The organism is Polaribacter glomeratus (genome assembly GCF_002954665.1).
Classification (GTDB): Bacteria; Bacteroidota; Bacteroidia; order Flavobacteriales; family Flavobacteriaceae; genus Polaribacter; species Polaribacter glomeratus.
Genome location: NZ_MSCM01000002.1, coordinates 384395 through 399586, shown reverse-complemented (window position 1 = coordinate 399586; position 15192 = coordinate 384395). Strand labels below are relative to the sequence as shown.

The following is a 15192-nucleotide window of genomic DNA, read 5'->3' as shown; positions in this document are numbered from 1 at the left end:
TTATGATTAAAAATTCAATCATTCTTATTTTTGCTACAATTATATCTTTAAGTTGTAAAAAAACACATAACGATAAAGTTCCTTGGGAATCTTTAATTGAAGGTAATTCTTTAAAAGGCTGGTCTGTAAAAGGAGGAGAAGCCACATTTAGTATTTTAAATGGAGTTATTACGGGAGCAACTGTAAAAAATACGCCCAATACTTTTTTAACTACAGACAAAAATTATAGTAATTTTATACTAGAACTCGATTTTAAAGTAGATTCGAGTATGAATTCTGGAATTCAAATACGAAGCAACAGTTTTCCCTATTACAGAAATGGTCGGGTTCATGGATATCAAATAGAAATAGATCCTTCTAAACGAGCTTGGAGCGCTGGTATTTATGATGAATCTAGACGCAAATGGTTGTATCCTATTGCAGATGAAAATGCACCATCAAAAAAAGTATTTAATCAAAATAATTGGAACCATTATAGAATTGAAGTAATAAAAGATACCATTAAAACTTGGATTAACGGAGTTGCTGCAGCCAATTTAATTGATGATAAAACAGCATCTGGCTTTATTGGCTTGCAAGTACATAGTATTCATAGCGATCAAAAAGAAGGAACTACTATTTCTTGGAAGAATATTAAAATCCTTACACAAGAATTAGAAAAGTATACTAAAAAAACGACAGCGAAACCTGTTCATACTAAAAATACTCTTACTGATGATGAAACGAAACAAGGTTGGAAAATGCTTTGGGATGGTAATACAACTAATGGATGGAGAGGCGCAAAATTAGATAAGTTTCCAGAAAAAGGTTGGGAAATTAATGATGGAGAATTAGTTGTATTGTCTTCTGGAGGTGCAGAAGCTGCAACTGGTGGAGATATTGTAACTGAAGAATTATATGGAGATTTTGAGTTAAAAGTCGATTTTAAATTAACAGCAGGCGCAAATAGTGGAATTAAATATTATGTTGACACTAATATTAACAAAGGCGAAGGTTCATCGATAGGGTTAGAATATCAAATTTTAGATGATGCGCTTCATCCTGATGCAAAATTAGGAAACCATAAAGGAAGCAGAACGGTGTGTTCTTTATATGATTTAATTGAAGCAAATACAGCAAAACCAATGAAGGTAATTGGCGAATGGAATTCGGCATACATCATCTCAAAAAACAACCATGTAGAACATTGGTTAAATGATATGAAAGTATTAGAATATGAAAGAGGAAGTAAAGATTTCTTGAAAATTGTTTCAGAAAGCAAATATGCGAAATGGCCAAATTTTGGATTGCTAGAAAAAGGACAAATTCTTTTACAAGATCATGGAGATAAAGTCTCATTTAAAAACATTAAAATTAAAGAACTTTAAAAGATAATGACTTCTAGAAGAAATTTTATAAAAAAAACAGCTTTAGCTGGTGCAGGTATAACAGTGGCAAGTTCAGCTATGGCAATGTCTGCAAAGAGTTATAATAATATAATTGGTTCAAATGATCGTTTAAATGTTGCAATAGCTGGTTTAGGGAGAAGATTAGGTGCTTTTAAAGATCCAATTGCAACAAAAGAAAGCAATGTAAAATTGTTGTATTTATGTGATGTAATGGAAAGTCAGCGTTTAAAAGGCTTAAAGGAATTTAGACAACATATTAATTACAATCCAAATTTGGAGAATGATATCAGAAAAGTTTTGGATGATAAAAATGTAGATGTTTTAATTAATGCTACACCAGATCATTGGCATACTCCTGGTTCAATTATGGCCATGAAAGCGGGTAAGCATGTTTATGTAGAAAAACCATGTAGCCATAATATGTATGAAAACGAGCAACTTGTAAAAGCATCAAAAGCCTACAGTAAAGTGGTGCAAATGGGAAATCAGCAACGTTCTTCTGGGCATACAATAGAAATTATTAATGAAATTCATAACGGAATAATTGGTACTCCGTATAAAGCTGTAGCTTTTTACAGTAACGGAAGAGGTGAAGCGCCTTTGCAAAAAAGTGCTCCAATTCCTGCTGGTTTAGATTGGGATTTATGGCAAGGTCCAGCACCAAGAAGAGCCTACACTTCTGAAACTTGGAACTATAACTGGCATTGGTATGGCTGGGATTATGGAACGGCAGAAGCTGGTAATAATGGTACACATGAATTAGATGTTGCAAGATGGGCACTACAAGTAAATTATCCAAAGCAGGTGTATGTTGAAGCAGAAAAGCGTCAATTTTTAAATGACGGTTGGGAAATGTATGATGATATGGAAGCTACCTTTAAATTTGCAGATAATAAAGTAATTAAATGGAATGGAAAATCACGTAATAACTACACTACTTATGGAGCAGGAAGAGGTACAATTATTTATGGATCAGAAGGTTCTGTATTTGTAGATAGAGGGAAGTATATTTTATATGATCGAAATGGAAAACTAATTAGAGATAGTAAAACTACTTCAAACGAATCTGGAACCGCACTTGGCGGTGGTGGGGATACATCAACCAAACATGTACAGAATCTTTTTGACACCATTCGTGGTAAAGCCGTTTTAACAGCACCAATTGATGATGCTAGCAAAAGTATGGCAATGGTTCATTATGCTAATATTGCTTTCAGAATAAATAGTGGTTTTGATGTTGATGATACAACGGGCGTGATTTATAATCGTGAAGCCATGAAATTATGGTCACGTACGTATGAACCAGGTTGGGAAATATAAAAAATTGATAACCATTAATTAAACAATATTGAAAAGAAGAGAATTTATAAAAAAAAGTAGTTTGGCAACAGGAATCTTAGCTTCTTCTTCTGTTCTGGGTAGTGTTGGATACAATCTATTAAAAGATAAAATTATAAATATTGGTATTATTGGTACTGGTGTTCGTGGCAAAGGATTATTAAATATCATAAAAAATATTGAAGGCTTGCAAGTTGTGGCGTGTTGTGATAACATTCCGTTTCGATTAGAAGAAGGGATAAAATTAAGCAATAGTCTTGCTAAAGGGCATGATAATTATTTAGAATTATTAAAAGATAAAACAATAGACGCTGTTATAATTACAGTTCCTTTTTATTTACATGCGCAAGTTGCCATTGATGCTTTAGAAGCAGGCAAACACGTGTATTGCGAAAAAACTTTGGCAAAGGGATATGAAGGAATACAAACGTTAGTAAACAAAGTAAAAAATACGAACAAAATCTTTCAGGTTGGTCATCAATACCATAGTTCTAGATTGTATAGACATGTTGTAGAATTGATTAAAGAAAGAAAAGTAGGAACTATTTCTGCTTTTGAATGCCAATGGAATAGACATGGAAACTGGAGAAAACCAGTTCCAGATCCTGCTTTAGAACGACAAATAAATTGGAGAATGTACAAGGAATATTCTGGCGGATTATTAGCAGAATTATCTTCACATCAAATAGAATTTGTAAATTGGGTTTTAGAGGCAAATCCAGATCAAGTAATGGGAATGGGAGGCGTAAATTATTGGAAAGATGGTAGAGAAACCTTTGACAATATTCATCTTATATACAGTTATCCTAATGGCGTAAAAGCAAAATTTACCTGTTTAACAAACAATGCAAATGAAGGATATCAAATTAAAGTAATTGGTGATAAGGGTACTATTTTAATTGATTATGATGAAGTTTGGTTTTATCCTGAAGGAAAGAAAAAAATAATGGATACGGATGTAGACGGAGTTTCTGGCGCCACAGCAAAAGCAAATTATAATAACGGAGAAGAAATTAAAATTACCCACGCCGATCCAACGAAACAAGCTTTAATTGATTTTAAAATAAATATTTTAGATAATAAAGAACCAGAATCTAATATTTATACAGGAGCAAGAGCCGCAATTGCAATACAAATGGGATTAGATGCCTTGTACAATAATGAAATAGTAAGTTGGAATCCAGGGTTTGATATTTAAATTGAATACTTTAAAAAAGAATAATGATTAAGTTTATAAAAATAGCACATCAAAAAATAAAACAAGTATTAATTTTAAGTTTTGCAACTCTTTTGCTCTTCGGATGTTCAAATAAACCAGTAATAGAAATATCACAGAAAAAACCAAATATCATTTTTATTTTAACAGATGATCAACGTTGGGATGCCATTGGTTATGCTGGTAATAAATTAGCCTACACCCCAGAAATGGATCAACTTGCAGAGAAGGCTGTGTTCTTTAAAAACACCATTGCAACTACGCCAATTTGTGCTGCAAGTAGAGCAAGTATTATTAGTGGCTTGCAAGAACGCACACATAATTATAGTTTTACAACTGGCGAAATGAAAGAAGAATATATGCAAAATGCATATCCAAGAATTCTTAAAAAAGCGGGTTATTATACAGGTTTATATGGGAAATTCGGAGTCAAGTATAAACACTTAGATTCACTGTATAACGTTTCTGAAAACTACGATTTACGCTATGATAAAAAAGACATTACAAGTTATTACTACAAAACTTTAGGAAAAGATACCGTTCATTTAACGCGATATACAGGAGAAAAAGCGATAGATTTTATCAAAAAAGCACCATCAGACAAACCTTTTTGTTTACAACTTAGTTTTTCTGCACCTCATGCAAGTGATAATACGGTTGAGCAATATTTTTGGGATGAGAAATACAATCACATTTTAGAAAATACTACAATTCCGGATGCAAATAATTCATCTGATGAAGATTATAATAAATTACCACAACGTGTAAAAGATGGTTTTAATCGTTTGCGTTGGTTTTGGAGAAATGACACACCAGAAAAATATCAACATAGTGTAAAAGGATATTACAGAATGATTGCAGGAATTGATGATGAAATTTCTAAAATCAGAAAGGAATTAGAACAAAAAGGAATTGCAGATAATACCATAATAATTTTAATGGGAGATAATGGTTTTTTCTTAGGAGAAAGACAAATTTCTGGAAAATGGTTGATGTATGAAAATTCCATCAAAGTACCTTTAATTATTTATGACCCAAGAAATAAAAACCATAAAGATGTTGATGAAATGGCTTTGAATATTGATGTTCCTGCAACAATTTTAGATTTTGCAGGTGTACAAGCTCCGGCAACTTGGCACGGAAAAAGTTTAAAGCCTTTTGTAGATACTGATAAAGTTGATTTAAAAAGAGATACCATTTTAATTGAGCATTTATGGGATTTCAAAAACATTGCGCCAAGTGAAGGTGTTAGAACAAAAGATTGGAAATATTTTAGATATGTTGATGATAAATCAATTGAAGAATTATACAATTTAAAAGAAGACCCAAGAGAAACAAACAATCTTATTAAGGATGAAAAACATCAAGAGGTTTCAAATAAATTACGAAATAAATTAGAAGCTTTAATTTTGGAATATAGAGATCCTTTTGAGTTTAATCCTATAAACGTAACCTTCAATAAAAATCAGTTTAGTTGGGAAGTTTCTAACAATTCTCAAAAGCAAACTGGGTATCAAATATTGGTTTCTTCATCCAAAGAAAATAATGATAATAATATTGGTGATGTTTGGAATAGCGACAAGGTAGAAAGTGATGCAAAACAAGGAATAAAGTTTGTTGGAAATAAATTAGAATCTCAAAAAACCTATTTCTATAAAATGCGTATTTATGATGAACTCAATAGAACGGGTAGATATTCTGCGCCACAAAAATTTACAAACTAAAACTTTTATTTAAAGTTTTAAAAGCTCGAAAATCAGAAAATTTTCGAGCTTTTTTTTAACAACAATTAATATAAAATATTTTAAAATGAATTCTTTAAAACTCATATTTACATTAATTATTTTCTGTATTTCTCCTCAAATAATCGCCCAAAATCCTATTGTAAAAGATTTTGGGATGGCAGATCCGCATATTTATATTTTTAACAACAAGGCATATTTGTACACAACGCGTGATGAAGATAGAAATGCAAATCAATTTATAATGCCCGATTGGCATATTTGGTCATCAGAAGATTTGGTAAATTGGACCTATGAATTGAAGATTGATCCTTCTGAAACCTATATGGGAAAAGGTTCTAAAAGTTGTTGGGCAACAGAAACCGTAACTAAAAACGGTAAATATTATTTCTATTTTTCTGATGGTAATAAATCAACCGGAGTTTTGGTTGCAGATAATCCGGAAGGTCCTTACAACGATGTTTTAGGAAAACCCATGTTAGATGAAAATTTAACACCAGGTAAAGAATATGATCCTACGGTTTTAATTGAAGAGGATGGACGTGCTTATATTATTTTTGGGCATCATTCTTCTAAAATAGAAGGTTTGCGATATTACATCGCAGAACTTGCAGAAGATATGATTTCTTTAAAAGAAATACCAAAACCTATGGTTGTTAATAAGGAAAATGGGTTTTCTAATGATAAACCAAACTTACACAAACACAATGGAAAATATTATTTATCTGCCGGATCTTTATATGCTGTTTCTAATACTATTTATGGACCGTATAATTTTGTAGGAAATTCGGGCGATGGTACTTATGGATTAACGGGTCAAGCGCATGGTAATTATTTTACTTGGAATAATCAATGGTTTCATACCTGGTGTAAATTTGTTACTGACAAAAAAATTCGATTTAGAGAATCTTACATAACTTACGTGCATTATAAAGATAATGGAGAAATGGTGGATGATACTAATTTCTTAAAAAATCATTTTGCAACAGGTATTGGTAGATACGATGCAAATTGGGATAAAATAGAAGCGGAATGGTACATGAAATCAGAAAAAGTAGAGAAAAAAGAATCTCCAAATGGTGGATTTGAAATTCAGAATATTAAAAACAATGCAAAACTTTATTTCCCTAATATTAAAAATATTGCTGATAAAAAATCAATAAGTTTCTTTGTATCATCTGTCAATGAAGGAATTATAGAAATACAAGACACGAGTGGAAAAGTAGTAGGTTCTTGTAAAATTACATCAACAGGAAATAGCAACTCTTACGCTACTTTTACAGCACACTTAAAAAACACAAAAGCGGTTAGCGATATTTGTATAGTATTTAAAGGAATATCAACAGATATTTTACATTTAGATTGGTTTAGTTTTCAATAAAACTTTAACGTTTTAATAGTGTGAAATTCAGTACAGCACAGGATAGTTTTGTTTTTTCTATAAAGTAAGTTTATAAAAATTATTTATTGAAATATAACACATGAAAAAAACATTTACTTTTATCTTTTCTGTATTTGCATTCTTAATAGTGCAAGCACAAGTATCAATTTCTACAGATTTTACAGACCAAACCAAAGAAAAAGAAGAACTTCATAACATTTGGAGAGTTGCCAATCGTATTTCTCCAGAAAACGGCGTTGTTGTGAGAAATGGAGTTGATGTGAATACAGTAAGAATGATTGGTGGAATTAACAAAACTGTAAATGGAAAACGAGTGCCAGACTATGACTATGATCCAGTTAGATATGATTCTGTAAATAATAAATATGTCTATAATTTCACGGCTTTATTGTCTAGAATTAATACAATTCGTAATTCTAACACTAAACTTTTTCAAATTGTTTTAGACCAGCCTTCTTGGGCTTTTCAGCACGGATATACCTTTATTCCTAATGGGCAATCTTATAATGGAACCGATTTTAAAGAGAGTGAAAGAATAACAATTTATGGTAATTCTTTACCACCAAAAGATAGAGTTGCTTTTAGAGATTTTGTAAAGGCAATGGTGCAAGAGTTGATTGATACTTATGGAGAAACAGAAGTGCTTTCTTGGCGTTTTAGAGTGGGTTCAGAAATAGAAACACCCGATCATTGGCGAGGAACAAAACAAGATTTTATAGCTCATTTTCAAGATATAGAACAATCTGTTAGAGCTATATTACCAGAAGCAAAAATTGGTTTACACACTAGAGAACCCAATTTCTTTTATAAAAATGGCAGCGAAACAAATTACAAAGGAGAACCTTTTGCTTCTTTTGCAGATGGCTTAATTGAGTATTGTTTTAATAATAATCTACGTTATGATTTTTGGGGTATTTCTGATTATATAATTGTTAACAATAGTAGATCTTTAAAGTTATCAGAAAAATTTGATCAACTTTTTGCTCCGCTAACAAATCATTCAAAATGGAATGCAAATGCCAAATTAGATGTTATGGAGTATGCGCCAATAATTTCTATAGCACCACCAGAGGAAGATGGAGGTAGTTTTTTAAGAGCTGCTACAACGCATGCAGAACTTGTAGACCTTACTTTTTCGCACATGTTTTATAAAAATCAGAATAAGGGTTTAGACCAAATTTATAGATGGGGAATTAGAACAGGAAGAAATGACGGAGTTATTGCAGTCGTAAATAATATGGTTGGTAAAAAAAGATATGAAACAACTGTATCTGGAACACCAAAAGTTAGTTCAAATAAGTTAGATGCTATTTTTGCGAAAGGAGATGCTAATAATAAATTTGATGTTTTGGTATATAATTATAATGATAGTTCTTTAAATTATAGAGATTCTGAAGCGGTAGAAGTTTCATTTAATTTAGAGGTGCCAGTTGGAACAAAAATTTACTATAGAAATGCATTGTATGGTAAAGAACAAAATAAATTTCAAGCTTTTTTAGAAAATGAACCTGCTTCTGGTTGGATAAAAAATAGATGGGATAGAAAAGGAACACCAGAACGTGTTTTAAATGCAGCTGGTTTGGCGGCTTGGGCAGTTTACGATCACAAAACTCCTTACACATTTAGTAAATGGATAAACATAATTACAGAAGCAAGAGTTACAAGTGGTTCTGGATCAATGATAACTTTGTCAACTGAAATTCCTTCTTTTGGATATAGAAAGTTTGAGTTTCAAATAGAACCAGATTTTGTGCAAGAATTAAGTCCTGCAAAAGTTATTTGGACAACTACAGAAGATTTTCAACCTTTTAAACCTGCAAGTGCAGGAATGGTAATTGATACTGAAAACGATTTGTTAACTTTAAATTTTGTAGAGTCTGGTTGGGGTTTTCCAATGGCAGAAATTACAAATTTAAAAATCAATTCAGATAATTACGATACTTTACGATTAAGAGCAAGAAATACAACAGATAATGTAGGCATACAAATGGTTGCTAATGTGCCTGGTCAAGATTTTTCATCTGGTAGAAAAGTAGTAAATATACCTTTAAATCAGGGGTTTGAAAATTTTGAAATTGATATTTCTGATTGGAGTCTTTGGCAAGGTATTATCAATCAATTTAAAATCTATAGCAGAACAAAAACAGGAAGTTTAATTATAGATTCAATAGAATTTGTGCCTCGTACAGATGCTACGGTTTTAAATGTAACTTTAACTCAAGAAGGAGAAGGATTGCTGAATTATAAAAGTGGAACTTGTTTTGCTGGTCGCGAATTAAAATTACTGGCAATTCCTGATGAAGGTTGGGAGTTTGCAGGATGGACAGGAGCTATTGTAAGTATGGATAATCCAATAGATATTACGGTTGAAACTGATTTGAATATCAAAGCAACTTTTTCTAAAGTTTTAAGTATTAATGATGTTATTTTTAATAAAAAAACAACTGTATTTCCAAATCCAAGTGAAACGGGAATCTTTAGACTAAGTAGTGAAGAAATTTGGGAAGTGTATGCCATTTCTGGAGTAAAAATTTTAAGCGGAAAGGGAAATCAAATAGATTTATCAAACTTTAAACAAGGAATTTATCTTCTTAAAACAGAAAATAAATCATTTAAATTATTGAAATTATAAGTCCGTAATGAAAAAGATTCAACTTGTATTTTTGTTTTTTTTATTCAATTCTTTCTTTATAGATGCACAGAATTGGAAGAATGCTCAGTGGATTTGGAACCAAGAGGATGGCGCCCTAAATAGTTGGATTGCCTTTCGAAAAACTGTTGTTATTAAAACCATACCAGAAAAAGCACTTGCAAATATTGCAGTAGATAGCAGATTCTGGTTGTGGATAAACGGAGAAATGGTCGTTTTTGAAGGAGGTTCTTCAAGAGGTTCAAGTCAAGCAGGAGAATGGAATCGAAAAGAAAAAATTACACCAACAAATACGTGGTATGAAGAAGTGGATATCAAAAAATATCTAAAAAAAGGAAAAAACACGATTGCCGTTTTAGCTTGGTATTGGGGCAGAGAAACCCATAAAGGAACTTATATAGATAGTAATAAAGGAGGGTTTTTATTTGAATGTGATTTAGGAGATACCACAATTACTTCTGATGTTTCTTGGAAAGTAAAAAAGCATCCTGCGTATGATTCAAATACAATTGAAAACGGAAATTCAGTTGTGCAATATCCTGTTAAATATGATGCAAGAAAAGATTTAAATGATTGGTCTAAATATGCTTGGTACTCAGAAAATTATAATGATAATAATTGGTCTTTTGCTGCAGAAAAAGGGAAAGTTCCAACTGCTCCTTGGTATCATTTAGAAAAAAACTATACAGAACCTTTAGTAAATCACGGATTAAAAAACTACGAGAATAACAGTGCATTAAACTTTCCTTTTATTAGTGACGGAAAAACGATAATTTGTAAACTGCCTTTTAACATGCAAATAACTCCGTATTTTGAAGTTGAAGGAGATTCTGGAGAAATTATAGAAATAACTACGGATAATCGATTAAATAAAATATCAACCAATTACACTACTAAAGCAGGTAATCAAATCTTTGAGTCTTTTTCTTGGATGAATGGCCATACCGTAAATTACACGATTCCCGCAGGAATAAGAGTAAAATCGCTTAAATATAGATGGATGAGTGTTGGTGAAATGGTAGGTAGTTTTGAAACGAATGATCCTTTTTATCAACGCTTATGGTGGATGGGAAGAAACACATTATTTGTTTGTGCAAGAGATAATTTTATGGATTGCCCAGATAGAGAAAGAGCTTTATGGATTGGTGACGTGGCAGATCAAACAGGATATATTTTTTATTCGATGGATAATGCAGGTCGTTTGTTGTTGAAAAAAGCCATTTTAAACACGATTAATTTTAGTGAAAATAAAGTAATTGGAGCTTTAGGGCCACTTCGGGTTCGTGAATTACCAGGCCAAAGTTTGCAATTTATTGCGCAAACAATTTGGCCTTATTATTTTAATACAGCAGATTTAGAAACACTTCAAAAAGCCAATCCTTATGTATTTGATTACCTCTCTTTGTTTGAAATGAAAGCAAATGGATTGCCAAAATATAGAGTGCGTGCAAGTCCAGATAGTTGGGATTGGAATGATTGGGGCGTAAAAGAAACAGTAGACCCAGAACCCATTCAGGCTGCATTTTATTATATGGCATTAATTAGCGCAAAAAAAATAGCAGAAGAGTTGGGGGAAATAACTCAAATTACTTGGTATACTAAAAGGATAAAAACAATCAAAGAATCTTTTGATACAGCCTTTTGGAAAGATGGTTTTTATAGCAGTGATATTTTAAAATTTAAGGATGATAGAGCAAACGCATTGGCGATTCTTTCTGGTCTTGCAAACCCAAATAACTATAATCAGATTGTAAAGAATGTATTAATTCCTAATAAATTTTCGAGTCCGCATTTTGAGTGGATGGTCGAAGAAGCAATGTGTATGGCCGGAAATTATGAAGCATCTTTAAATAGAATGAAAGAACAATATCAATCGCAAGTAAATCAAAAAAACCTTACAACATTGTACGAAATGTTTCCGCGAGGCGGAAGTTACAATCATGCTTGGAACGCATCAAACACTGTTTTAAGTAAACATATTGCGGGTATAGAACCCACAAAAGTAGGATGGAGTCAATTTAAAGTTTGTCCTAACATGGCACATCTTACTACTATAAAGCAAATTGTTCCAAGTGTGCAAGGAGAAATAATAGTTGCTATTTCTAAAAAAGAAAATGTTTTTAAATTGGATTTAGAAAATCCTGAAGGAACGACTGCAATTATTGGAATCCCTAAAAAAGATTTCAATATTAGCAAAGTTAAACTTGGAAATACCATAATTTGGAACAAAGGAAAATTTGTAGATGGAACTTTTGGAGTCACTTGGATTGGTGAAAATTCAGATTTCATCAAATTTGAGGTTATATCAGGAAAATGGAATTTTGAAACTGAATAAAAAATCTTTTATTTAAATTAAGCTCATTAATTTTTCACTAAAATCTTTGAGGTTTTTAGGGTTTAAACTCAACGATTAAAATGGTTCGCTTTTTTTGTGGTTTTTTACTGAAAATATTTTTTTGTATCGCTTAATCAAAATAAGACATCTCAGGACAGAACAGGATGCTTTTTATAAGTACAAAAAGTAGGTTTGATAAGAAACTCTTAATTCTTATTACATGAAAAATACTTTATATCTTTTACTCCTTTTTTTAGCAACAAATACTTTAGAATCCCAAATAAAACATGGACTTCGTGATGATTTAGGAAGACATGTAATTCCTAGAGGTTTTGTAATTATTACCGATGCTGGCGATTTTAAAAGTGAAGATTTTGTACGAATGGTAAGAATGGGCGCAAATTACCAAGTTGTGCGTCTAGAATTAGGAAGATTAAGTAATTTTCCTGGCGCAAAATTAGAGGAAAGTTATTTGAACCAATTAGAAGAGTTAGTAACTTTAGGAAAAAAAGTAGGTATTAAAACAGTTTTTAAAATGACTGTTTATGGAGTTGATAAATTTTCTTGGGAAGAGTTTTGGTTAAATAAAAAAGACGAACATTCAACGTATATAAATGCTTGGAAAGAAGTTTGGAATCGTTTTAAAAACGAGGAATTTGTGGTTGGTTATGATGTGGTAAATGAGCCAAGAAAATTAACAATGGATATTTCTTACAACGAATTAACTTCAAACTATTTGATTCCTGTTTATCAAAAAATTATTGATGAAAGTCATAAAATTAATCCTGATAAAAAAATCTTAATTCAGTCTATTTTTATGAATAAGGGTGAAGGAATTGACAATAATCAATATGCAGAAATTACAAAGTCAGTAAACAGAGAAAATATTGTTTTCTCTCCGCATATTTATCAGAATAAAGAAGATTTAGTAGCACCTGTTATGAATCGTTTCGACAAAGAATCTGCTATGTTAAACGCTCCAATTTTAATTGGTGAATGGGGTTTTCCAACATTTGCAACTACAGATACCACTTTAGTTGGTAATTTAGGGCAGTATAAATATAGAGAACTGTACATAAAAACAGCAGAAGTTTTTGATAAAATGGGCGTTGGAAGCATAAAAGCATGGTTTTCTGGCAATTCAAAAATGCAGAATTTTATGGCTGGTGGTCCATCAACTTGGGCAATTTTTTCTGATAAAAATGCAGTAGGAACTACCGAAAGAAAATATATTACAGATATTATTGCAAGACCTTATCCGCAAATAATTGCAGGAACAATTAATTCATTTATGTTTGATTTTGCAACCAGAACTTTAGATGTTCATCTTAAAACGGATAACAGTAAAGGAGCTTCACAAATTTTTATTGGCGCCAACAGACATTATCCAGACGGATTTTCTATACTTTGTGGTGAAGATGTTGTATTAGTTTATAATCCGCTTAAAAATGTTGGTTTAGAATTGGTAAAGGGAATTGAAAATACGAGTATTTCTAATTTTATTTGGAACGAAAATTATCAGCAATTAACCATTTTAAAATGGCCAGAAAATAATGCAAATTTGAACTTAAAAATTGTTCCCGGAATTTATAAAAATTAAAAAGGCCATGTTAAAATTAAAAATTAGCTCTTTCTTTTTTTCGTTGTTTTTAATGACGCAAATGATTTTTTCGCAAAACCCAATTACAAATGCAAAAGGAGTTTCAGATCCTCATATTCGTGTTTTTAATGATACCATTTATTTGTATTCTGGTCATGACTCAAGTCCGAATGATAAATTATGGGATATGAAAGATTGGCGTGTATTCTCGTCTACTAATTTATTAGATTGGAAGTTAGAACAAACTATTTCACCAAAAGATAATTACATGGATAACAATAGTATAGATTGTTGGGCAAGTGATGCATCGGCCAGAAATGGCAAGTATTATTTTTATTTTTCTGATAAAAAAAGAGGAATTGGAGTGATGTCTTCTAATTCTCCAACAGGTCCTTTTAAAGATGCTTTGGGTAAACCTTTAGTTGCACCAATGCACGATCCAACCATTTTTATAGATGATGATAAAAATAAAACACCTTATATTATTTATGGCGATAAATCGGATTCTTATTATATAGCAGAGTTAAATGAAGATATGATTTCTACAGCAGAAACTCCAAAACCAATTGCTGTAAATGGTAATTTATGGGACAAAGCACCAAAGTGGATGGATAAAAATTATGTATTTAAACATAATGATACTTATTATTTAAGTTGGGGAAGAGATTATGCAATATCAAAAAATATTTATGGCCCTTATGAGTCTGCAGGTTCTTTTGGAACAGGGCACAAATTAGATGAATTTGCACACGGAAGTTTCTTTTATTGGAAAGGACAATATTACCATGTTTGGTGTTATTATTTAAAAAATGGACTCAAATTTAGAGAAACTATTATAACCTATTGTCATGTTGGCGATGATGGGAAAATAGTATCGGATACCGCTTTTTTAGACAAGCATTTTAAAAACGGCGTTGGCCAATATGATGCTTCTTGGGAGGTTATTGAAGCAGAATGGTTTTATGAAAAATCATCAGAAATTGAAAAAAAAGGAATTCAAAAAGAAGGTTTCAAATTAACGAATGTTCAAAATAAAAGTTGGGTAAAGTTTGCAAACATTAATTTTAATCAGCAATCAAAAATTGAAGTTTCTTTAAAAAATATCCAAGGAAAAGGAAAATTAGAAATACGAGAAGGCAGTATTTCTGGTAAAATTTTGGGTAGTATTTCTGTTAAATCCTTAAATCTAAAAGAAGAATCTCAAAAATTTATAGCAACTATAAAAGAAGTTGTAGGGAAAAAAGACATCTATTTAGTTTTTAAAGGAAATAGAAAATTTAAAACTGAATTTGATTCTTTCAGTTTTCATAAATAAAAAATAAGTAACTAATGAGAAACTTTGCCGTAAGCATCGTTTATGTTTTATATTGATTACTGTTTCTGCGCAAGAGCTAACAAAACAAAAACTAAAATATCTCCATTTATCATTAGATTTCGAAACACGATCATTAGATATAGAACGGCAAATGTCTTTGGGTGAGAAATTTTTTTAATTAGTAAATAAATCTCCTGCAATTAAAC

At 31.3% G+C, this 15192-nt stretch carries 9 protein-coding genes; all 9 read left to right on the top strand.

Features of this window, described 5'->3' with window-relative positions:
* Window positions 1-2: 2 nt before the first annotated feature.
* The 9 genes from BTO16_RS11810 to BTO16_RS11770 all read left to right on the top strand — a co-directional run bounded on the left by BTO16_RS11810 (window position 3) and on the right by BTO16_RS11770 (window position 14986).
* Complete coding sequence (locus BTO16_RS11810; protein ID WP_105021886.1) at window positions 3-1367, top strand: 3-keto-disaccharide hydrolase; 1365 nt, start codon at window positions 3-5, stop codon at window positions 1365-1367.
* 6 nt (window positions 1368-1373) lie between these two features.
* Window positions 1374-2708, top strand: a complete 1335-nt coding sequence (locus tag BTO16_RS11805; RefSeq protein WP_105021885.1) for a Gfo/Idh/MocA family protein — start codon at window positions 1374-1376, stop codon at window positions 2706-2708.
* A 28-nt stretch (window positions 2709-2736) separates the two neighbouring features.
* Entirely contained in the window at window positions 2737-3924 is a 1188-nt protein-coding gene (locus BTO16_RS11800) for a Gfo/Idh/MocA family protein (protein ID WP_105021884.1), read from the top strand.
* Window positions 3925-3947: 23 nt separating this feature from the next.
* On the top strand, window positions 3948-5666 hold the full coding sequence (locus BTO16_RS11795; RefSeq protein ID WP_105021883.1) for a sulfatase family protein: 1719 nt from the start codon (window positions 3948-3950) through the stop codon (window positions 5664-5666).
* Window positions 5667-5751: 85 nt separating this feature from the next.
* Window positions 5752-7065 (top strand): family 43 glycosylhydrolase, encoded by a 1314-nt coding sequence (locus tag BTO16_RS11790; RefSeq protein ID WP_105021882.1) that lies wholly within the window; start codon window positions 5752-5754, stop codon window positions 7063-7065.
* Window positions 7066-7165: 100 nt separating this feature from the next.
* Window positions 7166-9718, top strand: a complete 2553-nt coding sequence (locus BTO16_RS11785; RefSeq protein WP_105021881.1) for a GH39 family glycosyl hydrolase — start codon at window positions 7166-7168, stop codon at window positions 9716-9718.
* Window positions 9719-9725: 7 nt separating this feature from the next.
* Window positions 9726-12071, top strand: coding sequence for an alpha-L-rhamnosidase-related protein (locus BTO16_RS11780; protein WP_105021880.1), 2346 nt, complete (start codon window positions 9726-9728; stop codon window positions 12069-12071).
* Window positions 12072-12291: 220 nt separating this feature from the next.
* On the top strand, window positions 12292-13671 hold the full coding sequence (locus BTO16_RS11775; protein WP_105021879.1) for a cellulase family glycosylhydrolase: 1380 nt from the start codon (window positions 12292-12294) through the stop codon (window positions 13669-13671).
* A gap of 7 nt (window positions 13672-13678) precedes the next feature.
* Window positions 13679-14986 (top strand): family 43 glycosylhydrolase, encoded by a 1308-nt coding sequence (locus BTO16_RS11770; RefSeq protein WP_105022895.1) that lies wholly within the window; start codon window positions 13679-13681, stop codon window positions 14984-14986.
* Window positions 14987-15192 lie beyond the last annotated feature (206 nt).

Bases quoted from the DNA above. Each gene is read 5' to 3' on its own strand.
- BTO16_RS11785 (WP_105021881.1), top strand. From the start codon at position 7,166: ATGAAAAAAACATTTACTTTTATCTTTTCTGTATTTGCATTCTTAATA.
- BTO16_RS11770 (WP_105022895.1), top strand. From the start codon at position 13,679: ATGTTAAAATTAAAAATTAGCTCTTTCTTTTTTTCGTTGTTTTTAATG.
- BTO16_RS11810 (WP_105021886.1), top strand. From the start codon at position 3: ATGATTAAAAATTCAATCATTCTTATTTTTGCTACAATTATATCTTTA.
- BTO16_RS11795 (WP_105021883.1), top strand. From the start codon at position 3,948: ATGATTAAGTTTATAAAAATAGCACATCAAAAAATAAAACAAGTATTA.
- BTO16_RS11775 (WP_105021879.1), top strand. From the start codon at position 12,292: ATGAAAAATACTTTATATCTTTTACTCCTTTTTTTAGCAACAAATACT.
- BTO16_RS11780 (WP_105021880.1), top strand. From the start codon at position 9,726: ATGAAAAAGATTCAACTTGTATTTTTGTTTTTTTTATTCAATTCTTTC.
- BTO16_RS11805 (WP_105021885.1), top strand. From the start codon at position 1,374: ATGACTTCTAGAAGAAATTTTATAAAAAAAACAGCTTTAGCTGGTGCA.
- BTO16_RS11790 (WP_105021882.1), top strand. From the start codon at position 5,752: ATGAATTCTTTAAAACTCATATTTACATTAATTATTTTCTGTATTTCT.